At 69.5% G+C, this 26362-nt stretch carries 19 protein-coding genes and 1 pseudogene; 14 read left to right on the forward strand and 6 right to left on the reverse strand.

Annotated elements, in window-relative coordinates; all coding sequences use genetic code 11:
• The 9 genes and pseudogenes from FL344_RS32345 to FL344_RS32385 all read left to right on the forward strand — a co-directional run.
• A pseudogene (locus FL344_RS32345) lies at positions 1–281 on the forward strand (hypothetical protein); the annotation flags it as partial.
• 11 nt (positions 282–292) lie between these two features.
• Positions 293–3448, forward strand: a complete 3156-nt coding sequence (locus tag FL344_RS32350) for a serine/threonine-protein kinase (protein ID WP_141621237.1) — start codon at positions 293–295, stop codon at positions 3446–3448.
• Positions 3449–3500: 52 nt separating this feature from the next.
• Positions 3501–5828 carry a lantibiotic dehydratase gene (locus tag FL344_RS32355; RefSeq protein ID WP_141621238.1) on the forward strand — a complete coding sequence of 776 codons (2328 nt, stop codon included), beginning with the start codon at positions 3501–3503 and terminating at the stop codon, positions 5826–5828.
• Positions 5825–7381 carry a hypothetical protein gene (locus tag FL344_RS32360; protein WP_141621239.1) on the forward strand — a complete coding sequence of 519 codons (1557 nt, stop codon included), beginning with the start codon at positions 5825–5827 and terminating at the stop codon, positions 7379–7381. The genes FL344_RS32355 and FL344_RS32360 overlap by 4 nt, the downstream gene beginning before the upstream one ends.
• Positions 7378–9675, forward strand: a complete 2298-nt coding sequence (locus FL344_RS32365) for a lantibiotic dehydratase (RefSeq protein ID WP_141621240.1) — start codon at positions 7378–7380, stop codon at positions 9673–9675. The genes FL344_RS32360 and FL344_RS32365 overlap by 4 nt, the downstream gene beginning before the upstream one ends.
• A gap of 106 nt (positions 9676–9781) precedes the next feature.
• Positions 9782–10243: a hypothetical protein gene (locus FL344_RS32370; protein WP_194863334.1), complete on the forward strand. Its 462-nt coding sequence runs from the start codon at positions 9782–9784 to the stop codon at positions 10241–10243.
• A 203-nt stretch (positions 10244–10446) separates the two neighbouring features.
• On the forward strand, positions 10447–10848 hold the full coding sequence (locus FL344_RS32375) for a hypothetical protein (RefSeq protein WP_141593582.1): 402 nt from the start codon (positions 10447–10449) through the stop codon (positions 10846–10848).
• A gap of 12 nt (positions 10849–10860) precedes the next feature.
• Positions 10861–11241, forward strand: coding sequence for a hypothetical protein (locus FL344_RS32380; protein WP_141593583.1), 381 nt, complete (start codon positions 10861–10863; stop codon positions 11239–11241).
• Between the two features lies 1 nt (position 11242).
• Positions 11243–12352, forward strand: a complete 1110-nt coding sequence (locus tag FL344_RS32385; RefSeq protein ID WP_228565532.1) for an FAD-binding oxidoreductase — start codon at positions 11243–11245, stop codon at positions 12350–12352.
• 47 nt (positions 12353–12399) lie between these two features.
• Here the strand turns inward: FL344_RS32385 and FL344_RS32390 are convergent, their stop codons facing one another.
• Complete coding sequence (locus tag FL344_RS32390; protein WP_228565533.1) at positions 12400–14238, reverse strand: hypothetical protein; 1839 nt, start codon at positions 14236–14238, stop codon at positions 12400–12402.
• Between the two features lie 191 nt (positions 14239–14429).
• Positions 14430–14738 (reverse strand): hypothetical protein, encoded by a 309-nt coding sequence (locus FL344_RS32395; protein ID WP_141593586.1) that lies wholly within the window; start codon positions 14736–14738, stop codon positions 14430–14432.
• Positions 14739–14947: 209 nt separating this feature from the next.
• Here FL344_RS32395 and FL344_RS32400 point away from each other — a divergent pair, with 209 nt between their 5' ends.
• The 3 genes from FL344_RS32400 to FL344_RS32410 all read left to right on the forward strand — a co-directional run bounded on the left by FL344_RS32400 (position 14948) and on the right by FL344_RS32410 (position 20257).
• Positions 14948–15499, forward strand: coding sequence for a molybdenum cofactor carrier protein (locus tag FL344_RS32400; RefSeq protein ID WP_141621243.1), 552 nt, complete (start codon positions 14948–14950; stop codon positions 15497–15499).
• A gap of 89 nt (positions 15500–15588) precedes the next feature.
• Complete coding sequence (locus FL344_RS32405; RefSeq protein ID WP_090494100.1) at positions 15589–15984, forward strand: hypothetical protein; 396 nt, start codon at positions 15589–15591, stop codon at positions 15982–15984.
• Positions 15985–15994: 10 nt separating this feature from the next.
• Positions 15995–20257 (forward strand): AAA family ATPase, encoded by a 4263-nt coding sequence (locus FL344_RS32410; protein WP_141621244.1) that lies wholly within the window; start codon positions 15995–15997, stop codon positions 20255–20257.
• Here the strand turns inward: FL344_RS32410 and FL344_RS32415 are convergent.
• Positions 20250–21665, reverse strand: a complete 1416-nt coding sequence (locus FL344_RS32415) for a radical SAM protein (RefSeq protein WP_194863335.1) — start codon at positions 21663–21665, stop codon at positions 20250–20252. The two genes, FL344_RS32410 and FL344_RS32415, sit on opposite strands and share 8 nt — an antisense overlap.
• Positions 21666–22059: 394 nt before the next feature.
• Here FL344_RS32415 and FL344_RS32420 point away from each other — a divergent pair, with 394 nt between their 5' ends.
• Positions 22060–22596 carry a YceI family protein gene (locus FL344_RS32420; protein ID WP_141593589.1) on the forward strand — a complete coding sequence of 179 codons (537 nt, stop codon included), beginning with the start codon at positions 22060–22062 and terminating at the stop codon, positions 22594–22596.
• 7 nt (positions 22597–22603) lie between these two features.
• On the opposite strand, the gene FL344_RS32425 is transcribed toward FL344_RS32420, so the two are convergent.
• The gene (locus FL344_RS32425; protein ID WP_141621246.1) at positions 22604–23593 is read right to left on the reverse strand and encodes an endonuclease/exonuclease/phosphatase family protein; all 990 of its coding nucleotides are present in this window, start codon (positions 23591–23593) and stop codon (positions 22604–22606) included.
• A 180-nt stretch (positions 23594–23773) separates the two neighbouring features.
• Here FL344_RS32425 and FL344_RS38730 point away from each other — a divergent pair, with 180 nt between their 5' ends.
• The gene (locus tag FL344_RS38730; RefSeq protein WP_194858624.1) at positions 23774–23926 is read left to right on the forward strand and encodes a hypothetical protein; all 153 of its coding nucleotides are present in this window, start codon (positions 23774–23776) and stop codon (positions 23924–23926) included.
• Between the two features lie 16 nt (positions 23927–23942).
• On the opposite strand, the gene FL344_RS32430 is transcribed toward FL344_RS38730, so the two are convergent.
• Both FL344_RS32430 and FL344_RS32435 read right to left on the reverse strand, forming a co-directional pair.
• Positions 23943–24245 (reverse strand): hypothetical protein, encoded by a 303-nt coding sequence (locus tag FL344_RS32430; protein WP_141593591.1) that lies wholly within the window; start codon positions 24243–24245, stop codon positions 23943–23945.
• An 81-nt stretch (positions 24246–24326) separates the two neighbouring features.
• Positions 24327–26291 (reverse strand): ATP-binding protein, encoded by a 1965-nt coding sequence (locus FL344_RS32435; RefSeq protein WP_141593592.1) that lies wholly within the window; start codon positions 26289–26291, stop codon positions 24327–24329.
• Between the last annotated feature and the right edge of the window lie 71 nt (positions 26292–26362).

Genomic DNA, 26362 nt, shown 5'->3' on the forward strand with positions numbered 1-26362 from the left:
ATCACCACCGCCACCACGGCCAGCACCAGGGCGCCGCCACCGACGATGCCCAGCAACTTCCAAGGGGGCTGCTTGTCCGCCGGTTTCTCCGCGGGCGCGTCCAGGTGGATGCGTCCGGAGGAGGGGCGGGGCTGGGACTGCGGCGCATCCTGGAGCACAGCGATGTGGTGGCCGTCCGTGTGGCCGCTGGCCGTGAGTCACGAGTCCTGTGCGTGGTGGACCTGGGGGAGGCCCGCCGCCGCGCCACACAACCCAAGTCGCTGCTGTTCTGTCTTCAATGAGGTCAGGGCCGGTGGATAGCCAGGTTTCCAACGCCATCATCAGCCGGCTCCGCGTGGGGACGATTACCCACGTCCGGATTTCCGGCGTCATCGACGAAACATTCCCACTGACGTCCGCCAGCCCGGAGATGAGCGGGCTGCTGGTGGTGGACCTGGGGCAGGTGGAGCGCATCAGCTCCTTCGGCGTGCGGCGGTGGATTGAGTTCGCCGCCAAGCTGCCCCAGGGGGCCCTGGGCCTCTACGTGGTCCACGCGCCGCCCGTCATCGTGGACCAGCTCAACATGGTGGAGGGCTTCGCCGGCGTCGCCCGCGTCCTCTCCGTGCTGGCGCCCTACACCTGCCGCGCCTGCAACGAGGACCGGCTGCGGCTGGTGAACCTGCTGGACGAGGCGCAGGTCATCTCCGAGGAACGCGCGCCCGACCATTCCTGCCCCGTGTGTCAGGGGCCGCTGGAGTTCGCGGACCTGCCGGGCGAGTTCTTCGACTACGCGCGGCGGCAGCAGTTCGGTCAGGTGGACCCGGTCGTCATGCGCTACCTGCGCGCCAGCATGCCGGCGGAGCAGCCGGAGCTGTCGCAGCACCTGAAGATCATCCAGGACGACATCACGTACATCACCCTGGCCAGCGCGCTGAAGGGGGACCTCAACGTGCGCCGGCTGGCGTCGGGCCTGGAGGGCCGCGTCGGCTTCGACTTCAGCCACGTCAGCAAGGTGGAGCCGGAGGCCCTGCCGAAGCTGGAGCAGGTGCTGGAGACGGCGGCGCAGGGCGCGCACGTGGTGTTGTGCCGGGTGCCGCCACCCGCGCTGGCGGTGCTGGCGCGCTCGGCCAAGGTGTTGCCGGTGCGGCTGGCCACGCTGTGGCTGCCGTGTGACTGCCGCAACTGCGGGCAGGTGAGCCACCAGCGCCTCCAGGCCGCGGACTACCTGGCCAGGCTGCGGGCGCAGGCGTCCGGCGTGGAAGTGCCGTGCCCCATCTGCGGCGGCAACGCGCGCGTCCCCCACATGCCCCAGCTCCAGGGGCTGCTGGCGCGGGTGCAGCTGACGGACCGGCCGCTGGAGGACATGGAGGCGCTGGAGACGCGCGCCCTCAGTCAGTACCTCTTCGGCGCCACGAACATCGACCCGGCGGCCCGCCAGGGCGCGTCCACGGACATCTCCAACTCGCTGGGCAGCACCAAGCTGAACATCATCCGGCGGCTGGGGCAGGGCGGCATGGCGGAGGTCTTCCTCGCCAAGCAGGTGGGCGTGAAGGGCTTCGAGAAGTTCCTGGTGATGAAGAAGATTCTCCCGCAGTTCGCGGAGAACCCCGAGTTCGTCGACATGCTCTTCGCGGAGGCCCGCGCCAACGCGCGGCTGACGCACCCGAACGTCGTGCAGACGTTCGACGTGGGCGTGTCTGATGGCGTCGCGTACATCCTCATGGAGTACGTGCGCGGGCCGGACCTGAAGAAGCTGGTCATCGAGCTGCGGCGCAAGGGCCTGGCGCTCCCGCTGGAGCATGCACTGCGCATCGTCGCGGAGGTGGCCGCGGGCCTTCACTACGCCCATGCCTACGTGGACCCCGCGGGCACGCCGCACCCGGTGGTGCACCGGGACGTCAGCCCGCACAACGTCCTCATCTCGCTGGACGGCGCCATCAAGCTGAGTGACTTCGGCATCGCCAAGGTGGCGGGCGAGGAGCACACGCAGGCGGGCGTGCTGAAGGGGAAGATTTCGTACATCTCCCCGGAGGCCGCGTCCGGGCGCACGCTGGACGCGCGCAACGACGTGTTCGCGTTGGGCGTGGTGCTCTTCGAACTCCTCACCGGCACGCTCCCGTTTCGCAGGGACCACGACGCGGCGACGTTGCAAGCCATCGTCCGGGACCCCGCGCCAGTCCCTTCGCAGCTCAAGCCGAACATCCCGCAGGACGTCTCCGACCTCGTCCTCCGCGCGCTGGTGAAGGACCCGGCGCGCCGCACGCCGTCCGCCGCCGCGCTGCGCGAGGAAATCGAAGCGGTGATGGCGCATCACCGGCTCAACTCGTCGCCCGCGGCGGTGGCCCAGTTCTTCCGGGACACGCTGGGCGACCGGCTGGTGGAGTTCGCGCCGTCCGCCGTCGGCGGGACGGGAAGCCACCCGCGTCCGGTGCCTTCGGGCAGTGGCAGCGGCAACATCGGCAGTGGGGAGATGGCCGCGCCCACGGATGGACGGACGCCCAGCCGGGGCAGTGTGCCCATGGCCGGAAGCCGTCCTGGGATGAGCGGCAGTGGCGGCATTCCTCGCCCGGGCCCACCGGTTCCCCCGCCGCCCCCGCCACGGCCCGTGGGCGTCGCCAGCGCGGTTGTGCGGCCTCCCGCGCCGCCTCCGGCGGACGACTCCTTCCCCGGCATCTCCGTGTCCGAGGACGACGCGAACGACCGCACCGAGGTGGTGCCGCTCAACCTGGGCGCGCCGCCGCCTCGGACGGAAGCGCCGCCTCGGCCCGCTCCCGCGCCGCGTGCCTCTCAGCCACAGCCCGCCATGCCAGCGCCGCCGCCGCGTCCGTCCGGGCCGGTGCCAGGGCTGGGGCACGGGGCTCACGCCAGCGCGGCCCGTCCCGCCCAGCCGCCTCCGCCGCGGCCCGTTGCTCCCGCGAGCCGCGCTCCCGCGCCCGCGCCCGCGGAGAAACCGGCGGACAAGCAGCCCCCTTGGAAGTTGCTGGGCATCGTCGGTGGCGGCGCCCTGGTGCTGGCCGTGGTGGCGGTGGTGATGATGCGCGATGGCGGCTCGAACTTCGTCAACGTGGGGCCCGGGGAGCACGTCTACGTCGGCGGCCTGCGCCACGAGGCGGGGACGGAGGTGCATGACCCGTCGGGTGGCCCGCTGCTCATCTCCACGGCGGTGGAGGGGAAGCTGCGGCGGTTCGGAACCACGCAGCAGCGCGAGGGCATCGACGTGCGCACGCTGGCGGACGCCTCGCCGGAGCCTGGCACCACGGGCCTGCTGAGCGTGACGGGCGCGGCCCCTGGCTGTGAGGTCCACGTCGGTGGCACGTTGCTGCCGGGTGGAACGCCGCTGTTGAAGGCACGAATCGAAGCGGGCCGGGAGCTGGAAGTCCTGGTGCGCTGCCCCAGCGGCGTCAGCAAGCTGTGGGTGATGGCCGTGCCCGGACAGCAAATCGAAGTGAAGTCGCAACCGCGAAACTGAGCGGCGCGCTGCCGGGCGCCGAGCGGCGTCCCGGACGAAGGGTGCGAAACGCATGAAGGGCTGGACCCTCTTCCCTCACCTCGTGGTTCGCACCACGGGTTTTCCCTTCGATTGGCTGGAGCGGCTGGGGTGCCCGGAGGCCGCACGGGCCGCGCGCCAACTGGCCTCGGCGCGGCGGGAGCTGGAGGCGCTGAGAGCCCAGGGCCCTCGGGTGAAGCGGCCATCGCGCGCGGTGTTGTCGGCCCTGAAGGCCGGGCGCCCGGTGGACATCGAGGGGATGGAGTCACCCGAGCTGTTCGCTGAATGGAACGACCGTGCCCGGGCCGCGCAGGAGGCGGAGGCTTCCTTTCATGCGGCGATGAAGCAGGAGTCCCTGGCGGTGGAGGACGCGCTGAGGGCCCTGCGGCAGGAGCCGCGCTTCCTGGAGGCGGTGGCCAGCTCCAGTCCCCCCGTGGCGAGAGACCTGCTGGAGGGGCGAGACGGCGCGCGGTTGCGGCGGCAGATGGCCAGCTACCTGCAGCGCATGTGCGCGAAGAACGAGACGATGGGCTTCTTCGGTCCCATCAACTACGGCCGCGCGGACGCTGCGGCGCCGACGGGGGTGACGCTGCGTTGGTCCGGGCCGGAGGTGCTCACGGGGCGGAACACCTTCGCGGCGTCGTGGCTGGTGCAGGGGCTGGTTCGCGCCATCGCCTTCGACCCCGAGGTCGCCGCGTGGCTGGTGCTGCGCCGCAAGGCCTTCGCGGAGGTGCCTTCGCGCAAGACGCTGCCCGCGCCGGAGAGCGCGGAGGCGTTGCTGCCCCGGTTGGTGGAGGCGGTGGATGGAACGCGCACGCTCGCGGGGCTCGCCTCATCGCTGGGCGTGGCCCCGGGCCTGGCGCGCGAGGCGGCGCGGATGGGCTGCGAGAAGGGCCTGCTGACGCACCAGCTCGAGGTGCCCGCGGCCACGCATCACCCGGTGGACGACCTGGCCGAGCGCGTTGCGGGCCTGCCGTGTTCCGCGGCCCGGCGGCACGTGGAGGGCTTGAGCGCGCTGCTGGCGTTGATGGCCGGGTATGGCGCCGCGGATGCCGCGGGGAAGATGGCGCTCCAGGCCGCCTTCGCGAAGCGCGCGAATGAGCAGTGGGGCGTGGCGCCGCCATCCGAGCGAGGGCCCGCGACGGAGTCGCACAACTTCTACCAGGACCGGTTGGCGCTCCGGGAGGAGTGCGGCGGTGACCTGCGGCTGGAGGCCGGAGGTGAGCGGGCGCGTGAGCTGGTGACGCGCCTGGAGCCCGCGCTGGCGTGGATGGGAGCGGCGGCGCGGCGGACCCGGGAGGCCGCTCGCGCCACCGTGGCGGAGCTGGTGGGGGCGCGCACGGTGCCGTTCTGGAAGGTGGCGGCCGCGTACTCGGACCGGCCGGTGCCGTTGGATGGCTCGGTGGCGGAGGTGCTGGCTGGCGCAGTGGGAGACGCGTCCGCGCGCTGCGCGGACCTGGGCTCGGTGACGCCGCCGTCGCTGGACGGAGACGCGAAGGCGCTTCCGCTCGTCACGTCCATCGACCTGCTCGTGGGGGCCCGGGACGTGGAGGCCTGGAGCCGAGGTGAGTACGAGCTGGTGATGGGCGACGTGCACGACACGGCGCTGGTGTGGGGCTGGGCGCTCCAGTTCCACGAGGCGCGCGGCCGGGTGGAGAGCGCGATGGTGCGGGCGCTCGGCGCCTTGAGCAGGCCGGTGCCCCTGGTGACGGTGTTGGCGTCGCGGCGCACGGGCCTGCTGCCGTCGGAGTTCCCAGGGCCCGTGGTGGAGCTGGGCGGTGTCAGTGCCCGCGCCTCCGCGTGGCGGCTGCCGCTGGATGACCTGTTCGTGGAGAGTGATGGAACGCGGGCGCGGCTGGTGTCGAAGCGGCTGGGCTCCGAGGTGTGTCTCTACAACGGTGAGCTGGACAGTCTGGTGCACACCGCCTTCTCCCTGCCGCGCATCCGCCCGCTGCGCGTGTCGCTGGGCGACCACACGCCTCGGTTGACCCTGGGCGGTGTGGTCGTGCAGCGCGAGCAGTGGCGGCTGTCGCAGGCGGAGCGGGAGGCGCTGCTCGCGGGCCGCGATGACTCGGCGAGACTTCGCGCGGCGGTGAGCGTGTGGAGCGAGCGCGGGATGCCGGACTGCGTCTTCGCGAAGTTCAAGGACGAGCGAAAGCCGGTGCTGGTGGACGTGCGCAGCCCGCCACTGCTCCGCGTCTTCCTCAACCTGCTGGAGCAGAAGGAGGAGGTCCTCCTGTCGGAGATGCTGCCCTCGCCGGACCAGCTCTGGCTGCGAAGTGCCTCGGGCGGGCGCCACACCGTGGAGCTCCGTTGCACGCTGATGTGGGGCTCGGAGTCCGCTGCCGGAGCGCGGGAATGAGGTTGCTCGTCCTGCCACCTCACCGCGACGTAACGCTCGTCCCCGAGGCGCCGGAAGGGTGGCAGTGCGTCGACGTGGCCCGCGACTTCTGCCGGCGCGTCTTCGCCCACGACGCGGTGGAGGCCGCCGCCGCCGCACGCGAGCGAGCTCCTGCGACCGCGCAGACGATGCGAGAGCTGCTGCTGTTGCGTGCCGCCCAGTCGGTGCATGGCCGCGCGGACTCGAGCGTGAGCACCCGCCTGCGCGCGCTGGGGGCGGTGCTCTCCGCCATTTCGGGGCCGCCCGACGGAGTGCACCTCCGGCTGGACGATGTGGAGCTGGAAGGCGGCACGACCGAGCGGAGCGCGGACGTCTTGCGCTCCTTGGACCAGCTCGCGTCCTATCGGGAGGACCTGCCCCTCGCCGCTGCTCGCTTCGCCGGTGCCGATCGCGTGCGGCTCTGGCTCGAACGCGACCTGCAACTGCCTGCTGCGGCCTGGCTGGCGCGGGCCTGTCCGGAGCAGGTGCCGCTCGAAGTCGCGGGGCCATTCGCCTGGGCGCACAGGGCCGTCCTGGCTCAACTGTCCGTGTTCCAGCGCGCCACCTTCGTGGACGCGGCCCCACTGCGCTGGCGCGTGTCACCCGGATTGGATGAGGCGGTCTCGACGTCACTCGTCTGGCTTTCCGAGGCGCTGGAAGTGAGGGCCACCCCTCTGGACACGGTGCGCGCCCTCACGGGAGGCGCGGAGGGGTGGGCGGGGCATGTGTCGCTCGATTCGCTCCTGCATCCGGACGTGTTGGTGGAGAGCGGCTGCAAGGTGGCCGTCGTGGGGTTCTGCGCCGTGGACAGCGACGCCTGGATCGACCCCTTGGGTGCGCGCGTCTCCCGAGAGGCGCTGGCTCAGGGCACTCGCCGGCTTCGGGACGCGGGGGTTCACCTCGTGGCGGAGTGGTGGATTGGCGCGCCCGGCGTCGATGAAGCGGACCTCGACGCGACGCTCGCTGTGCTGGACGCGGAGCCGGTGTTCGACAAGCTCGCGGGAGTGCGTCCCTTCCACTGGCCTCGGACGCCTCCCGAAAGTGGCCGCCCGATGCTGTGGCCGGACGTGAAGGTCGGCGCGCCTCCCGACGACCGGGACCTCGCGAGGAGCCGGCCCTTCGAGCACGCCCGTTCCATTCCCAGTGCCCGTGTGCCGCAGGTGCTTGCTGGACTCGCGACGCGGCTGCTCGCGCGAGGGCCGCTGAGCCCGGGCCGGGTTGCCGCCGCGTGTCTTCCCGAGGTGTCTCGGCCCCGTGCAACGGACATGAGCGCAGCGGCCATCCAGCTCGATGCGGACTGTGCATGGGTCCAGCTCCCGGCGGGGCTGGATGGTGCTCCGAAGCCGTCGTGGTTCGCGGCGAACCTCCGCACGGGCTCGGTGCTCGCGATGGACGCGCGGCTGGCGCCGAAGCTCGCCGGCCTCGTCCGCCCCATGGAAGTGGCCAGCGTGCTGGGGGCCGTTCCCCAGGCGCAGCGGGAGAAGCTGGTGGACACACTGGTGGCCAGATCGGTGCTGACGAGGGTGAACGGATGAGCGAGCCCTGGACGTTGGGCGAGGTATTCGTGCTGCGGCACGCGGGCTTTCCCTTCGACTGGCTGGAGTCGCTGGGGATGTCCCAGGCGGTGCTGGACGACGTCGCCCGCTTGCTCGAGGCGGAGGACGCGCTCGTGGACGCCGTGCGCGCGGAGAAGGGCGCGTCCGGCGCTCAAGCCCTCCTCGATGCGCTGTCCCAGGGGCGTGAGCCCCGAATCGACGCACGGCTGGGGCCGTCGTGTCAGCACGCATGGGCTCGCTATCAGGAGCGTCGCGAGTCCGTTCAGGCGGGTTACGCCGCGGAACGAAAGACACTGCGACGGCAACTGCGAGAGCGAGCGGCGGAGCCCGCCATCCAGGAGGCCGTGTTCCTCTCCAGCCCGGCGATGTTCGACAACGTCTGGGTGCGCTACCTGCGCGGCGGGGAGCGGCCGGACACGTCCGATGCGCGCCGGGTGGAGCGGCAGGTCTACACCTACCTCCAGCGCTTCTGCGCGAAGAACGAGACCACCAGCTTCTTCGGCCCCATTTCCTACGGCGAGCGCACCACCGATGACGGCTACGACGTGCGCACGGTGCCCAGCGGAAACACGCGCCGCCGCACATTCTTCTCCTTCTGGGCGGTGACGGAGCTGGCTCGCGCGGTGGGGCGGGAGCGCACGCTGCGCCCGCACCTGCCGCTGCGCCTCAATCCGCTCTTCACGGTGACCCCGGGCCGCGCATTCTGCGAGCCGCTGAAGCTGGACGTCGCCTTGTCACCCGAGGCGGAGCGCCTGCTATCCGTGCTGCGCGAGCATCCCACACCCGCCGAGGCGGCCAGGGTGCTTGGCCTTCCCGTCGTGGACGTCGAGCGCCAGGCGCTGCCGCTGGTGAAGACCGCGTTGTTGCTCTGGGGCCTGCCGTTCCGGCCGAACGACTTCAGCACTTTCGAGAGCGTGCGGGACGCGGTGGCGGCGCTCCCCGACCTGGAGGCGCGCACACGCTGGCTGGAGCGGTTTGAGACCCTGGCGCGGCTCAAGGCGGACTTCGAAAGTGGAGACCTGGCCCAGCGGCGCGAGCTGCTGCCGCGCCTGGAGGCCGCCTTCACGGAGGTCACGGGCAAGCCCTCGCGCCGAGGTGACGGACAGGTCTACGCGGACCGGCTCATCCTCTACGAGGAGGCGAGCTCGCCTTTCCGGCTGCGCTTCGGCGCGACCTTCACCGCGGAGCTGGAGGCGGCGCTGACCGGCGCGCTGGAGCTGTCGGCCGCCTATGGCGAGAAGGTGCAACAGGGCTTCCGGGAGCAGGTCCGCGACGCACTGGGCCCGGATGCGGGCCCCATGGACCTGCTGGACTACGCCGTGCGGCTGCGGCCCGATGGCGTCACGGGCAGCCGCTTCTCGCCTGTGCCGCCGGTGATGCTGGAGTCCGAAGAGGGCCGCGCGCGGACGCTGCCCGTGGACTTCCTGGGCACGTCCATGCCGGGCGGGCGCTACGCCTTGCCGGACGTGTGCCTCGCCGCGAAGCCGGACGGAAGCGGCTTCGAGGTGATGCTGGCGCGGGTCCACCACCACCTGCTGCTGTGGAGCTGGCTGAGCGCGTTCCAGCCCGAGCGGGAGCGGTACGCCTCGGTCGCTTCGCGTTGGCTGGAACAGGACGCCGCGGCGCGGGGGCTCGTGGGGCTGGCCATCCGCAGGCGCAACAAGGGCTTCTACGTCTATCCGGGACGGCGGTTGGTGTACTCGGTGTCGGACGTGCTGGACGTGGACGAGGGGGCCCTGACGCCGGGGGACGTGAAGGTCCTCCCCACGCGTGAAGGCCCGGTGTTGGTGGACGGGAAGGGGGAGCGGCTGAGCCTGTACCTGCCGCTCGATGACTTCTCGTCCTATCCACCGTTCGCGGCGCTGGCGCATTCCCAGGTGCTGCACGCGCCGCTGCGGACGCAGGGCAGTCACCTGCCGCGGCTCAGCGTGGGCGGCGCGGTGTACCAGCGCGAGCGCTGGAACCTGGCGGCGGAGCGACTGGCACGGCCCGCGGGCTTCGAGCTCTTCCTCGCCGTGCAGCGGGAGCGGCGCGCGGGTGGGTGGCCTCGCTTCGTGTTCATGCGCAGCTCGAAGGAGCGCAAGCCGTACCTCATCGACACCGCGAGCCCCTTCGCGGTGGACCTGCTGTCACACCTGGCTCGGGATGCGGAGCGACTGTCCGTGGAGGAGATGTACCCGGCACCGGAGCAGCTCTGGCTGAAGGACGAGCGGGGCCGCTACACCTGCGAGCTGCGGATGCAGTTCACCCGCTGGAGCGAAGGACCGGCCTGACGCCCTTTGACAACCGGGGCGCATCGGCTACCAGAATGGTCCCTTCCCCGGCCTGGAGGTGCTTCCCGCCTTGCCAGGATTTCGGGTCCTTTTGAGGAGACAGTCAATGTCCGGTGAAAACGTCGTCGCTCCCCCCGTCAAGAAGCTGAAGCGGCCGGTGGAGGAGGTTCGCGCGGAGCTGCTGGCCGACGCGGACGTGAAGGAGCAGGCCCGTCTGCTCAAGGTGCCCGTCGAGGAGTACGTCGAGAAAATCATCGACTATGCCCTCAACCCGGAGAAGCCGCCCCAGATCCAGATCGTCCCCGACGAGGAGCTGAAGGCCCAGGACCCCAACGTGCCCACCATCGAGGAGCTTCAGGGGCACCTGCAGGACATCGTCGACGGCCGCGTCGTCATCAGCCGGGCGCATCAGCGGGACGGCTTCAGCGACCAGGACGCGGACGCTCGCTTCAAGTCGGCGCTCGCGTCCGACGCGGCGCAGACGGGCGCTCCCGAAAGCCGCAAGGGGACGTCCGCGAGCGATCTGCACGCCGCAGAGGGAAAGAAGCCCTCCACCGACAAGAATTGATCGGCGGTGGATCAGGCCCGGGGAGCATTTCCCGGAATCCTCGGTGCCTTGCCCCGGCGCTAAGTCCTTGAATTCAAATGGGCTTTTGAGTGGCGTCCGGTTTTTTCGGGTAACAGGGAAACAAATCTGCCCGTCTCCCGACAATTCTTACATCGGACGCACTTGATGGCTGCACGACAGCCATCCTCTCAAGGGGAACTACCATGGGCGGTCTCAAGGGAATCGTTGGCAAGGTGCTGAACGTCGTCAAGCCGTTCGTGTCCGCGGTCAACCCGCTGCTGGGCGCGGCGATGGGCTTCGCCAGCGGCCTCATCCAGGGCAAGAACCCGCTCCAGGCGCTCATGGGCGCGGCGACGGACCTGATTCCGGGTGGCGGCGCCTTCAAGAGCACAGTGGGCAAGTTCGCCAGCAAGTTCCTCATGGACGGCGCGGGCGGCAACAGCCTGCTGAGCGGCGCGCTGAATCTGGCCACGGGCAAGAGCAAGGTCACCGACGTGCTGGGCGACCTGATGAAGAACACGGCGAAGACGGGCCTGAGCCAGCTGGGCATGAAGAACGCGGCCGAGCTGTCCGCGCAGCGCATGTCGCAGTTCCTGGTTTCGTAATAGCATCGCCGGATGACGCCCATCCTCTACGTCCCAGAGCTGCACTTCGCTCAAGTGCAGGAGTGGCTGCAGTTCTGGGGCGATGCCGTCACGCCAGAGACGCTTCCTCAGACGGGCTTCATCATTCCTGGCAAGGCGGCGGGGTTCCTCTACCGGACCGACAGCTCGCTGGCCATGATTGAAACCCTGGTGGCCGCGCCGGGGCTGTCCAAGGAAGAGCGAAGCGCCGCGGTCGACCTCGTGGTGGCTGCCATCACTGAGGAGTCCACGCGGCTCGGGTTTCAATTGCTGGTGGGCTACACCCAGTTGGACGCGGTGGTGAAGCGCGCCGAGCGACACGGCTTCATCTACGTGGATGGTGGCTTTCACGTCATCGCCAAGCGTCTCAGGTGAAATGAAGCCTGGGGCCGACATCTTGATTCTCGGAGCCGGTGTCGTGGGCCTTTCGGCCGCGCGCCGGCTTTCTGCTTTGGGCGCGAGCGTCACGGTGCTGGACGCCGTGGATCCGGGAGGCCGGGGCTCGCGCGCCGCCGCCGGAGTCGCCATTCCGTCCGTGCGGTTGTTCGATGACCCGGTGATGCTGGCGTTCGCCCGGGCGGGTCGCGGCACGCTGGCGGAGGACCTGGCCTCGCTTCCGGGCGGTGACCAGCTTCGCCGAGGCAACGGCATCCTCCGCGTCGTCGCGGACGCGAAGGCGCGCGATGCGCTGGCGGCGAAAGCGGTGGCGGACGCGGAAGGACTGGGCACCTGGCGGGACGCCGCGAGCCTGGTGGCGCTCGAGCCCGCGCTGGAAGGCACGCCGCTGTTCGGGGCCTTCGAGACGGACCAGGGCCACCTCGTGGACACGGATGGCTACGTCGACGCGCTCCTGAAGGCCGCTGCTCACGTGGGCGTGCGGTTGCGGCTGGGCGTGGCCGCGCGCTCCGTTTCCGAATCCTCCACGGGGGTCGAGGTCCAGACGGAAGGGGAGACGCTCCGGGCGGACCAGTTGCTCGTGTGCGCGGGGCCCTGGTCGGCGGGCGTGGAGGGGTTGCCTTCGCTGCCGTTGAAGCCCTTGCGTGGGCAGATGCTGGTGGTGCACCAGCCGGGATTGCACCTGTCGCGCGTCGTCTCGGGGCCCTCGTACCTGGCGCCGTGGCGCTCGGGCGAAATCGTCGTGGGGGCGACGGAGGAGGACGCGGGCTTCGTGGAGCAGGTGACGCCCGCGGGCCTGCTGCACCTCAGTGCCACCGTCGCGAAGCTGGCGCCGCGACTGCGTGACGCCCGGTTCGTCCGCGCATGGGCGGGGCTTCGGGCCGCGACGCCGGATGGCCACCCGTACATCGGTCGTCATCCCGGCACCCGGCGCACCTACGTCGCCACGGGGCTGAGTGGCCAGGGCATCCTGACCGGCGCGTATACCGGTGCATTGCTCGCGGAGCTCGTGGCGCACGGCCATTGCGCCGCCGCCGAGCCCTTCTCGCCCGCGCGTCTCACCGACGGTTCTCCGCTCGCAACGCGCTGAGCAGGTGCTCGGCGCTCGCGGATGCGCTGATGCGCGCCGGTGGGACGTCAGTACAGGTTCACCGGGTCGAACGGGCGGTTGAGCTTCGTCCGGGCGCGAGGCAGCACTGCGTGTACCGCCTTCGCATCCCCCTGGGCGAGCGCGGCCTTCAGCGCCTCCGTCTGCTTCGGCCACGTCGTGCTTGCCTCAGCGCACCGCACCGCCTCTGACCAATCCGTGCGCCCAGCCGCCACGGCCTGACCAGCCAGGCTCTCCGCCGTCTTCAGCGGGTCCCCAATGGCGCGCGCATGCTCCTCCGCGCGAACGAACCAGTCCACGGCGACAGCGGGCTGTTGCTCGTCCAGGAACAAGCGTCCCAGCTCCGCGGCAATCACCTGCCGGTGGAACGAGTCACCCAGCGCATCGGCGTTGGCGAACGCCTCGGTGAAGTGGGCCACCGCCGCGTCACGCTCGCCAGCGGCCAGCTCCAGCCCCGCCAGCCGGTAGCGGTGGTGCTTGGCGAAGTTCACGCCCCAGCTCTCGCTGATCTTCTCGAACCGGCGCCACGTGGAGATGGCATCACCGAACTGCCGCGCCGTCTCCTGCAGATAGCTGGCGTTGGAGATGAGGTTGATTTTCAGGTGCGTGGCGCTCGCGTCGTGCAGGTCCCCCACGCAGCGCATGGCCTGCTTCTCCTCCACCAGCGCCATGTCCAGCTTGCGCTCCAGGAACCACGTCAGCGCGCAGACATTGCGCAGCCAGCCCTCCTGGAGCGCCCGGTCCGGCGACGTGCTGCGCTCCAGCGCGGCCAGTCCCGCGGCCACCTCCGTCCGCGCGTTGGGAAGCTGTCCGAAGCGCTTCGTCAGGGTGAGCGCGCGGAACATGTGCAGCCGCGCCACCAGCTCGGGCGGAATCCGGCATGCCAGCCCTCGCCCAAAGGCCTCCATCGCCGCGTCGTGCGCGCCGGTGTAGACATGGACCACGCCCATGCTGCGCGCGAACAGGGCCTTCAGCTCCTCGACGTCACCCAGGCTGGCGCGGTCAATCTCGATGGCGGGCGTGGCGAAGCCCGTGTCCAGCGTCTCCCAGGCCTGGACCACGCGAGACGCCAAGGCCGCGTCCGCGTTCGCTTCCAGCACCGCCAGCCCCTGCTCGGCGGCGAGCATGGCGCCTTCGTAGTTGGTGGTGAAGAAGCAGCTCCGGATGGCGAGGATGGCGGCGGCCACCCGGGTTTCGGGCGCCTGGGCCGCGTCCACGGCGACCTGGAGATAGCGCCCCTCCAGGTCCACCGGCGCTTCCTGCGCGCGCGATGACACCGGACCGGGCGTCGGCACGCGGGGCGCACGCATCCGGTCGCACAGCGCATCCAGGTAGGCTTGCCGCCGGGACTCGAAGGACTCCGCGCCATGGGGCCGGCGCACGTTCCACCCGGTGAACAACAGGGTGCCATCCAGCCCTTCCAAGCGGCTCCACTCGGTCGCCCGCATCACCGCGCGCAGGCTCACCAGGTCACATTCACCCGCGCCATGGAGCACCAGGGGCCGGCCGCTGACGCGCAGTGTCTCCACGATGGCCTTCGCGGCCACGTTGAGGACCCAGAACATCTGCTCCGATTCGCGGTGGAGGCGGCGCTCGGAGGGCGTCAGCGCCAGGTCACCGAGGTCCGGCACGCCGTCGATGGCGCCGGGAAACAGCCGGTTCCATTCGGAGGGATTCGCGCGGGACAGGGTGTGGACGACCTGGGGCGCGGCGGCTTCACACGCGCGAAGGACCTTTCTCAGCCCACCGAACGCGACAGGCAGGGCCACCCCCACGTCTACTTCGATGGCGTGCGAGGGCAGCGCGGCGGGCAGCGACGTCTCCACGGTGACAGCCAGCTCGCGGGGACGCGCGAAGGGGGGACTCACGGGAGGCTCCTCGGAGGGGCGCAAGGTGGGGGTGAGACACAAAAGCTGTCTCACACGCATCTTCACACCCTCTCAGGAACTGAGCAATCTGGCCTGCCCGGAAAATACCAGGTGAAACGTCACTTTCCGGGCGGAGCCGGATGTGTCGGGCCCAGCGCCTGGAGATCCGTTCCCAGCGGAGAACGGGAACGTCAGTCATGCGTGCCGATGTGCTGATCGCCGTGGTGAGCGCAGATCCAGTGGAAGGCGCAGGAGCAGGCCACGGCGCGGGCGCGGGTGCAGCACCGGCCGCCGAAGTGCTCGGGAAGGGCCGTGGCCTCTTCGTCCTCGGGAGGCTCTGGCAGGCACCGGGGCGCCGCGCGGCCGGACTCGGCGGGCTCATTGTCGCAGCAGCCGCGCTCCATGCAGCGGGGGCACAGGGACAGCTCGCAGTGAGCGCACCAGTCGAACACTTCACCGGCGCTTCCGCGGCGCTCACATCCTCCACAACTGTCGAACATGAACGACCTCCAGTCGCATGCCGATGAAGGTAGAGAGGGGGTCTGACAGGTGAAGCGTCCGATCCGTCACGCTCCACGTGTGAAGGCTTCCATCGGTGAACGCCCGGCGGGGGGAATGTGGGGCAATGAACCGTCGTGAGAGGAATACGGCGCGCGGTTGGAACAAGCTGGAGGACGGGCCCGTCATACCGGGGGAAGGAGCAGAGCCCATGCGCAGGCCACGGCGGATCATCGGTGTCTTCGGTTCTGGCAAGGAGGACCACGCGGAGCGGGTCATCCCGCTGGTCCGGTGGATCGCCGAGGCGGGCTTCGACCTGCTCACGGGCGCTGGCAGCGGGGTGATGCGGACAGCGGCGGATGCCTTCGTCCAGGTGGAGTACCGGCACGGCATCTCCATTGGCATCGTCCCTGGCACGGTGGAGGGCGGCGAGTACCGGCCCCGTTCGGGCTACCCCAATCCCAACGTGGAGCTGCCCATCTACACGCATCTGCCGCTCAGCGGAGAGCAGGGGACGGATCCGCTCAGCCGCAATCACATCAACGTGCTCACGCCGCACGCCCTGGTGTCGCTGCCCGGGGGCGCGGGCACGGTGGCCGAGGCGGTCCTGGCCCTGCGTTATGGCAAGCCGGTCATCCTCTACGGGCCGCCGGAGGCGTTCCGGCGCTTCCCTGCGGAGCTGGAGCGGACGGACTCCCTGGAGCGGGTGGCCGAGTTCCTCCGGGCCGCGGTGCGTGATCCGCTCCGGCTGGCCGTGCCGTAGTCGCTGGAAAACGTCTAGGATGATGCACTCGGGGGAACGGGCGGGGACCACCCAGGCAGGGCGGGCCGCGTCATCTCGAGTGCGCCATCATGATCAGTCCCGACCATCCGCTCGCCAGCTGGTTCCTCGTCATCGCCGGGACGCTCTTCCTGGTCGTCTTCGCGATTCCCCTGCTGCTGATGCCCCTGACGTGGGCGCGCTGGTTCGGGTGGCGGCTGCCGGAGGGGAACAACCACCTCACGGTGTACTTCGGGCGCTGCCTTGGAGCGGTGGCGCTGGCCATCATCCTCACGGCGGCCCGTTTCGTGTCACGGCCAGGCCCCGCCATCTTCGACCTCATCGGCTGGGTGTGTGCGGGAATGGTGGTTGTCCACACCTGGGGCGCGCTGAAGAAGGCGCAGCCGGTGTCGGAGACGGTGGAGATTGGCTTCTATGCGGTGGTAGGCGTGCTGGCCATGTGGATCCGCTTCAACGCCCTGGGCTGAGCGCACGGCCATGTCTCCGGTGGACATCGACCCCATCCTCGCGACGCTGGCGCCCTACATCCCCGGCGCCGTGCTCCGGCGTCTGGAGCGCACGGAGGCGCACGCGCTGCCGCTCGTGGAGCCGGTGCGAGGCGCCATCCTGCTCCTGGACATCGCGGGCTTCACGCCCATCGTCGTCAGCCTGAGCGGCGCCGGGCCCCGGGGCATCGATGCGCTCCAGCGGCTCCTGACGAGCTACTACACGGAGATGATCGACGTCGTGAAGGACCACGGCGGCGACATCTACCAGTTCGCCGGTGACTCCATCCTGGCCTGCTTCGAGGTGGAGCCGGGCGTGGATGCCAGCGGCGCGGTGCAGCGCGCGGCCCGGTGTGCGTTGGACGTCCAGCAGCGGCTGTCCCGCTTCGCGCAGTTGGAGCTGCTGGGTCAGCGCTTCAGCGTGTCGTCGCGCATCGGCATCGGGTTCGGCGAAGCCCACCGGGTGGTGTTGGGCGCCACGGGCATGTGGATGCACCCCGCGCTCATCGGCCAGCCGCTGGCGCAGGCGGTGGCGGCGGAGAAGCGGGCCACGGTGGGGGAGGTGCTGCTCAGCCCGGAGGCGTGGGCCCTGCTGCCGGAGCCGGCCCGTCAAGGCGAGGCCCGCGGCAACGCCTACCGCCTGGCGCCCACCGTGCCGTTGCGCGTGCCTCCAGCGCCCGGCTTCGTGTTGCCCTCCGGGCCGGAGATGGTGGCCCGGTGCTCGCTGCTGCTGCACCCGGTGCTCTTCACGAAAATCACGACGGCGCACCAGGAGTTCAGCGGCGACTTTCGCGACGTCACCTGCTTCTTCCTCCGCTTCGACAGCCAGCGTGCGTCCTCGCGGCCGGAGGACTTCACCCGCGACCTGAACGCCTTCTACGAATACGTCCAGCGGGAGAGCGCGCACCACGGCGGCGTGTTGCTGATGACGGACTTCACCGACAAGGGGAACGTCCTCTACGTCATCTTCGGCGCGCCCACGGCCTTGCAGAGCAAGGAGGTGCTGGCCTGCCGGCTCGCGTGCAAGCTGATGCGGGAGCGGGAGTCCTTCCCCTTCGTCTCATCGCTGCAGATTGGCATCGCCACCGGTCCGGCCTACTTCGGCGACATGGGCTCGCCCTGGCGCAAGGGGTACTCCGCGCTCGGCGAAGTCGTGAACATGGCCGCCCGCCTGATGACGCACGGGCAGGGCAGCGGCATCCACATCGACGCGCAGACGGAGCGCAAGCTGCACCAGGGCGGCTTCGACACCGCGTTCGTGGAGGACGCGCGGCTCAAGGGCGTGTCACGCGCGGTGCCTGTCTACCGGCTGTCGGCGGAGGTGCGCCGCAGCCTGTTCCTCAAGGGCAAGGGCGACATCGTCGGCCGGCAGCGCGAGTTGGAGGCGCTGCGCCAGGACGTCGACGCGTCGCTGGAGGGCCACGGCCGCATCTGCGTGGTGTCGGGCGAGGCGGGCATCGGCAAGTCGCGGCTGGGCGCGAAGGTGGTGGAGGTGGCGGAGACGCGAGGGGCCCACAGCCTCTACGGCATCTGCTACTCGTATGAGATGTTCACGCCCTTCTTCCCGTGGAAGGAGGTGCTGGTCCAACTCTTCGGACTGCACGAAGGCGACGACGTGGAGACGCAGCTGTCCCAGCTGCGCCAGGGCTTCGCGGGCCTGGAGGACACGGGGCCGGAATGGATACCCGTGCTCGCGGGCATCCTGGGGTTGCCCGTGGAGGAGTCACCGCTCACGCGCGACCTGGATGCCCGGCGGAAGAACCAGAAGCTCTTCCAGGTCATCCTCCAGCTCCTGGAGAAGGTGTCGCGCCAGACGCCGGTGCTGCTCTTCTTCGAGGACCTGCACTGGGCCGACAACATCTCCGTCGACCTCATCGAGTACGTCGCCGCGCGACTGTCTCCGCTGCGGGTGACGCTGCTGGTGACGATGCGGCCGGGCGAGCACCTCAAGGGCCTCAAGGGGCTGCCCGGGCTGCGCTGGTTGGACTTGTCCAGCCTGGATGACGAGGACACGCGGGCGCTGCTGCGGCTGCACCTGCGCATGGAGACGCCGGACACGGCGCTGGAGGACCTGCTGCTGGCCAAGGTGCAGGGCAACCCGTTCTTCACCGAGTCCATCGTCCAGGGCATGGTGGAGAAGGGCTACCTGGGACCGGTGGCGCCGGGCGCGGAGCGGTTGGAGCTCAAGCGCAGCCTGCAAGGGCTGGAGCTGCCGGACTCCATCCAGGACGTGGTGCTGGCGCGCATCGACCTGCTCACGGAGACGGAGAAGCTGGTGGTGCGCGTCGCCTCCGTGGTGGGCCGCATCTTCACGCTGGAGGCGGTGGCCGCGCTGGCGCCCGGTTCGGTGTCCCCGGAGCGGATTCGCGAGGCCATCGACACGCTGACGCGGCTGGGGCTCATCCTCCTGGAGTTGGAGGAGCCCTTCACCTGCATCTTCAAGCACATCGTCATCCGCGACGTGGCGTACACCACGCTGCTGGTGTCCGCGCGCGAGGACCTGCACCGGCGCATGGCGCGCTTCATCGAGGCCCGCGCCGGGGAGAACCCCGTCAAGTCGGCGGGCATCCTGGCCTACCACTCGCTGGCTGGAAACGACGAGGTGAAGGGCCTGGAGTACACGTTGATGGCGGCGCGCAGCGCGCGCGAGCAGTACGCCAACGACGACGCCGTCCACCACTACAACCGGGCCATGGAGATTCTGGGTGGCACCGTGGCGTTGGACCCGGAGGAGGTCCTCCTCAAGACGCACGTCGTGATGAAGGAACTGGCGGAGACCCTGCTCAACGCGGGCAACTACGCGGGCGCCATCCTCATGTTCGAGCAGTGTCTGGCGGACGAGGAGCAGGTGCCGCGCCGCGCGGAGATTCACCTGGGCCTGGGCAGGGCCCACCAGGAGAAGGGCGAGTCGAAGCGCGCCATCCAGGAGCTGGAGACGGCGCTGGAGCTCATGGGGCGCACGATGCCGCGGAGCATGGCGGCGCTGGTGCTGCGCTCGGTGCTCGCCATGGGGCTGCACCTGCTCTACGGCCTGTTCCCCTGGCTGGTGCGGCCGCTGGGCGCGCGGCTGCCGCTGTACCTGAAGCAGCTGTCCACGCTCATCTCGCTCATCAAAATCTACTACTTCGCGGACATCGGGAAGCTCACCTGGGCCACGCTGGTGGCCACGACGATGGCGGAGCGCTCGCGCAGTGAGTACGGCCTGAGCCTGGCGACCAGCTACTACGGCTCGCTGCTGTTCGGCTCGGGGATGGTGGGGCGCTCGGGGCACTGGTGCCAGCGCGCGCTGGAGCATGCGCGGCGCTCACGGGATACGGCGGCGGAGGGCGTGGCGTTGAGCCGGCTGGCCACGCAGTCCATCTTCACCAACGAGCAGGCCCGCGCCACCGAGTACGGCGAGCAGGCGGTGTCACTGCTGCGGCAGGTGGGGGACATGTGGGAGGTGCAGACGGGGCTGATGATGCTGGCCACCAGCCAGTTCCTGGCCTCGCGCTTCCAGGATGCGGAGCGTGCCTACCTCGAGATGGGCCGCGTGGGCGTGGAGCTCAACGCGCTGATGCACCAGGGCTGGTCCCACGCGTGGGTCCCCATGTGCCGCTACCTGCGGGGCGATGGGGATGTCGGGGAGCTGTGCGCGGAGCTGGAGGAGGGCCTGCGCATCAGTATCGACGTCCAGGACCTGGCCAACCAGTGCGCCAGCCTCAATCACCTGGTCAACGTGGCGGTGCGCGAGCACCAGGTGGAGGAAGCCGCGCTGATGGCGGTGCGCGCCGACGAGGCGCTGTGGCGCTACCACGTGCTGGTGCCCTTCCTCCAGATTGGGCTCGTGGACGCGGCGGAGGGCGCGCTCTTCGCGCTGGAGCAGGGCGCTGTCTCCGTGCCGCGCGAGCAACTGTGGGCCCTGTACCGCCGCTGCGCGCTCAAGGCGCGGGCGTTGGGGGCGCTCTATCCCTACCTGCGCGGTCCGGCCATGCGGGTGATGGCGCGTGCGAAGGCGCTCAAGCGGGGCGCGAAGGCCGCGGAGCCGCTGTTCGACCGCGCGCTCGAGGTGTTGGAAGCCACGCCCAACCGCTGGGAGACGGGCGTGGCCTACCTGGACGCGGCGGCGGCGTTGCCTCACCGGCGCACGGCGTTGCTCGCCCGTGCGCGTGGCATCTTCACCGCCATCGACGCGCAGGCGGAGCTGCGGCGGGTGGCGCGGCTGGAGTCCGGTCCACAGGATACGGCGCCGATGCTGGCGGCGGCGCTCACGTGAGCCGCTGCGGCTGAAGGCCCAGCTGGGCCATCTGCTGCGTGTCCCAGTACTCCAGGGCGTCCTGCCCGGCGATGTAGCGCCGTGCCGTGTTCTTCACCGGGTTGCGGATGCTCACGATTTCGGGCCCGGAGAAGAGGATGGTCTGCTTGTACCGGGGCATGTCGCTCATCGTGAGCTTGGACCAGTAGTGGCGGGCGATGTTGGGCAGGCTGCCGAGCTGCGCGCAGAGCCGGTGGAAGTGCTCCACCACCTCGGATGTGTCCAGGTTCTTGGGGCGGTGGCAGAGCGTGTAGCCGTCGTAGTCGCGGCTCAAGGTGCCTGGCAGCAGGCGGTTCTCTTCCTGGAGCTCGCGGAAGAAGGGCGTCTCCGGATAGGGGCAGACGATGCCCAGGAAGGTGACGGAGAAGTACTGGAGGTCGGAGAGGTACTCGGGGAGCTTCTCCAGGTACGCGTTGGTGTCTCCGTCCGAGCCCACGATGAGGCCGAAGGACAACAGGATGCCGGCGGAGAAGACGCGGCGGATGACGGCGTCCACTTCGCTCAGCTTGTTCTGGCCCTTGTTCATGGCCTTGATGGAGTCGGGGTTGAGGGACTCCAGGCCGGTGTAGACGTAGCGGCAGCCCGCCTTCGCCATCAGCTTCACCAGCGACTCGTCCTTGAGGACGTTGAAGGTGAGGGCGCAGCCCCACGTCTTCTTGAGCGGGATGAGGGCTTCACACAGCTCGCGCAGGTATTTCGGTGAGCCACCGAGGTTGTTGTCGAGGAACACGAAGGCGTCATCCATCAGCCCCATGAAGTTGGGGTTCCAGTGCATGTGCTGCTGGATTTCGTCGATGACGTGGGCGACAGGGCGATAGCGGTAGCGCTCGTTGCCGGTGAGGACGCAGAAGTTGCAGGAGAAGGGGCAGCCGCGTGAGGCCTCGATGCCGGGCAGGCGCAGCTTGTTGTGGGTGAAGTCGATGAGGTCGTAGCGGTAGGGCCGGATGGCGGCGGGGCCCAGCGGCGGGCGCTGGTAGCGCGGCTGGAGCTGGCCCTTCTCGAAGTCCTCGATGAGCGCGGGAACGTTGGCCTCGGGCTCGCCGGTGATGACGGCGTCGAAGTACTGCTGGGCGTCGTCCGGGAAGTAGCTGGAATGGCGGCCGCCGGCGACCGTCGTCATGCCTCGCTGGCGGAAGAGGGTGGAGAGCACCTTGGTGTGCTCGTAGAAGGAGTGCAGATAGGAGAAGAAGACGAGGTCCCAGTGGCGGTCCATCGGGATGTCGCGCTCCTTCTCGTTGAAGATCTCCACCTCCGCGTGCGGGGGGCACAGGCCGGCGATGAGCTCCGGCACGGAGGACTGCATGATGGAGGGCTCTTTGAGACGCAGCCGGGTGGGGTGCGTGTACGTGGCGATGACGGCAATCCGCATGCGATGACGTGGCTCCAAGACGAGGCGGCGTGGCCACGGTGCGGCAAGGAGCACTTGTCACATGGTTCGGCTCCCCCCGGCCTGGCCGTGAAAGCAGAATCCCCCCGTTTCAAGCTTCACGCAAAATGACAGCGGCTTGATGTCGGGGACCGGCGACGCGGGCGATGCAGGAACGTCCACTCCACACCCCGCAACCCGCGCTCAAGCGGAAGGGTGAGACGGACCCTCACAAGTTCCAGACTGTCGTGTTTCGCGCGCGATTCATCGTGCAGTCGGCTTCGTCACACCGTGTGCATGGAGTTTCAATGAGTGGGTCATTATCTAGTCAGGGTTGGCTTGCGCCCCCCGGCGCGCACCGGTTCTTCCCGCCCCCTCATCCGCCGAGCGCCCTCCCATGACTGTCAGCACCTGGAACATCGACGCTTCCCACTCGTCCGTCCTCTTCGTCGCGCGCCACATGGTGGTGGCGCGCGTCCACGGTCGCTTCGAGCGTTTCTCCGGAATCCTCCGTGTGAATCCCGAGCAGCCCACTCAGGGTGAAGTCGAGATGTCCGTGGAAACGGCGAGCATCTACACGGGCTCGTCAGACCGGGACGCGCACCTGCGTTCACCGGACTTCCTCGACGCCGACGCCGCGCCCAAGCTCACCTTTCGCAGTACCAGGATTGAACCCGCGGGCGGTGCCAGCTTCCGGCTCCTGGGCGACCTCACCATCCGCAACGTCACGCAGCCGGTGGCCTTCGACGCCCGGCACATCGGCACGTCGAAGGACCCGTGGGGCAACTCGCGGCTCATCTACTCGGCGCGCACCACCGTCAACCGCACCGATTACGGCATCCGCTGGAACAAGACGCTCGACAACGGCGGCTGGCTCGTCAGCGAGAAGATCGATCTCGAGCTCGACATCCAGGCCATTCCCGCGACGGCCTGAGCCGGCCTCAGGGCGCGGGCAGGAAGTCCGCGTACACGGCGGCGTGGTCGGACCCGCCATAGCCGCCCCGTGGGTCCCTCGCCGTGCGGAACGAGCCGGGCACATACGAGCCCCCGCCGCGCGCCAGGTACAGGTGGTCAATGGCCTGGCGGTCGCCGTGGTAGGTGTACGTCCACGTCTCGCTGGCCGGCCGGTCGCTGGAGACGCGCAGCAGCGCGTCGTCGCGCTCCAGCGCGGTGATGGGCTCCGAGCCCGGTACGTCGTTGAGGTCTCCCCCGAGGACGACCAGCGCGTCTGGAGCCGCCTGGGCCGCGCCCGCGACGATGTCCCGCGTCGCCACGGCCTCGGCGAAGCGGCGCCCGGCGTCGTCGTTGGACTTGGAGCGGAAGTGCGCGGAGAAGACGATGACCTTCTTCCCGTCCACGTCCAGGTGGACCTCCAGCAACTCGCGGGAGAACCGGGTGGCGGAGCCATCCGGGCGCCACAGCGTGCGTTCCCGATGCCCGCGGACGTCGGTGATGGGGTGAACGGAGAGGACGGCCACGTCCACGGACGCCGCGGCGCCCGTCTCGCCCAGCTCCGAATAGCCGAAGCGGGGGAGCCGTGACGTGAGCGCGTCGAGCGAGGCCTGGGTTTCCACCTCCGCCAAGAGCACCACGTCGGCGTTCAGTCGCGAGATGGCGGACGCGAGCCGGTCCGCCTGGAGACCGAACTCGGAGGGGGTGGGCAGCGCCTCGTAGTTGCTGCCGCCGCACGCATCGGAGTCGCACACCGTGTCAAAGAGCCGCTGCACGTTGAAGGCGGCGATGCGCACGCTGCCTTCGAGCGCAGTGTCGGGCGGTTGCTGCGGTCCACAGTCAGCCCCGACACACGGCTCATTCGGCCCCGGCGGTGTTTCACGCCCCTCGCAGGCGGACAGCGACAAGAGGGCGGCCAGCAGGGCCGCGGCGCGGAGGCGCTTGCGGTCCCTCGACGCGGAGGGAAGGGGGCGTGACATGGGGCCGTGAGACTAGCCCATCGCGGCCCGGGCGCGGGCAGGCAGGCGGGGCACAGTGTCACTAGGAGGCATCCTAATCTCACGCGCATTGCCTACTGCTGGGCGTTACGGCATGAGAACGCACGGCGGTGGGTTTCGAGATTACCGTACGGACAGTTTGTGCGGAGGGGAGTGCGCGGCATGGTGGTCGAGATTCTGATCGGCGCAGCGGTGATGACGCTCATCACCGTGATCTTCACGGGGCCCGGCATGTGGAGCTCCACCTGGGGCTATCGGAAGAAGGAGGGACAGGACGCGTCGAGGTCCCCCGGCGAGAAGAACAAGACGCCGTAGTCTCCCGCGCCCGGCGTCACTGGCAGATGCCGGGGCAGTCCGTTGCTCCCGAGCCAGGCGAGCAGGCATCCAGCGGATCGTCCACGCAGCGTGTCCCCGTGGACACGCAATCGCCATGGAACGCACCGCAGCATTCGACGTACCCCTGAGGCACGTCGCACGGCGTCGCGAAGCTCCGGCACTCGGCGCCGCCCGAGGCAGGCCGAGCGAACACCCGCACCTGTGCGCAGGCATCGCCGTCATCGTCGGAGGTTCCGCTGCAAGCCGTGAGGAGCAGCGGGGCCAGGACCGCGAGCGCGGCCTTCATGTGTCGGTTCATGTCCGCTTTCTGGCCAGGGCTGGCCCGCGCGTCCAGTCCCCCGCACCCAAGGTGTCAGGAGGATGAAACGCGAGGCGCGTGTCACTCCACCAGCAGCCGCTTCACCGGTGCGGGGTCCACCGCGACCATCAGCGGCCGGGTGAAGTTGCTGAACGACACCAGTGCCTGACCGGGGGCCAACCGCGACACCCGGTTCCAGAGGCTCTCGTCGATGCTGCCCGCGGTTTTCTGCATGCGCGAGATGACAGAGCTGTCGGCGATTTTGTGGATGACGAAGTTGTTGATGAGGCCCAGCACCTCGTTGGGCAGGTGCTGCGGAAGCTGGGTGACGAAGACGAGCCCCATCCAGCGCTTGCGGCCCCGCTTGGCAATCTTCGCCACCTGTTCGAAGAGCACGGGCATCTGGGCAATGCGGTTCGCGGAGAGGAACTCGTGGGCCTCTTCGATGATGATGAGGACCGGCGTGACGGATTGGTCCTTCGCGTTGGCCCGCTCGTAGCGTCGCTCCTGCGCTTCCTGGAGGCCCCGCAGGATGTCTGCGATGACCAGGTTGTTGAGCTGCGGTGAGTCCGTGTCCGACAGGTCGATGACGGAGACGCGCCCGGGTGTGAGCATGGACTCATAGGCCACGCCTTGCTCGTTGCCCACGTCGAAGATGCCCAGGCGCCGCAGCCGGTGGAGCTTGCTGGCCAGGGCCTTCCAGCTGATTTCGTGCCGGCTGCTCTGGGCCATGACGCGCGCCATGACCCGGCCGAAGTTGCTCCTGAACTCTGTGCGCAGCATCAGCCCGCGCGATGGCGCCTTGGCCGTGACGTCCGGGTCGGCCTCCGCTTCGTCGTTCTCCTCGAGCAGGGACGCCTGCTTCCGAGGGGTGGCGCGTGACTTGCCACGCGTCTCCGATTTGCCTTCGTCACTGAGGCTGTAGATGTACGCGCTGACCACGTCCAGCACGTGGTCGATGGTCATGTGCGGAAAGCCCGTGGACAGTTCGTCCACGTCGAGGACCTGGCGGCGCTCTTCTTCCGTCTGCGGGTAGATGTTGAAGTCTTCGAGCAAGAGCTTGGTGACGTCGTACGCCTTGAGGAACCGCTCCTGCTGTGCGTCCGACATGTCGAGAATCTCCGCGAGCGCGTACGGAGACAGGCTGGAGAACTTGAGCGAGAACGCGTGCTTGTTCCGGTGTCGCGGATTGAGGCTGTCGCGCCCGGTGAGGTGGTGGATGTGCAGGTCCTTGACGCCCTGCGGACGCTGGCCTCGCCGTTTGAGCGCCTCGAGCATGGCGGCATGGTCGGTGGGCTGGTCCACGTGCGTGTATTCACCCTCCACGTCGAAGACGATGGTCGCGATGCCATCCGCTTGGGCTCGGTGGATGAGCGTGGCCACCGTGGTGGACTTGCCGCCGCCCGTTGTTCCGATGATGCCCGTGTGGCGTGGGAGGATGGACTTGTCCCGGGGATTGAGCCGGGCCTCCATCTTTTCGTACCCGACCACCAGCCCCAGGCACATGTCGCCGCCGACGCCGAGCACGCGAGCGCTCTCCGCCTCGTCGAGCAGGTAGACGGGGCTCTGCGGCCGGGGCCGGAAGCGGGGAGGCTTCAGCGTGCCTTCGACTTCCTCTCCGACAATCTCAATCTCCGCGCGCCCGTGATAGTCGAATGTGTACGCCAGCTTCTTGCCGTGGGTGACCACGCCAATGGCCATGGTGGAGTTGGCGGGCACCGCGTTCGGTTCCGCGAAGGGGCCCCGCACGACGACGCCCAGGTAGGCGCGGTTGTCCTCCCTCGACCTCACCCGGACCAACGTCTGGGACGCGAGCAGGTGCAAATCCTCACGCGTGAGCAGCACGGTGATGAGGTTGTCCTGGCTGGAGGTGACGTCGAAGTGGGTGAATCCCACCGCCGCTGCCAGCTCGGGATCCACCTGGGGACCGGTATGGGCCTGGTTCCTGAGTTCGTCGAGCTCGTTCAGCGTCTTGGGTGGGGTCGGTCGAACGACCGCACCGTCAGGCTCCCGCGGAGGCACGGGTCCAGGGGCCTTGCCATTCATGACAGGGGCTGCCGCCGGGGGGACGGCGCGGTGCTGACCATTCTTCTCGGGCGGCAGCCCCTGTCATGAAT

It is taken from the genome of Myxococcus sp. AB036A (genome assembly GCF_006547355.1).
Taxonomy (GTDB): Bacteria; Myxococcota; Myxococcia; order Myxococcales; family Myxococcaceae; genus Myxococcus; species Myxococcus virescens.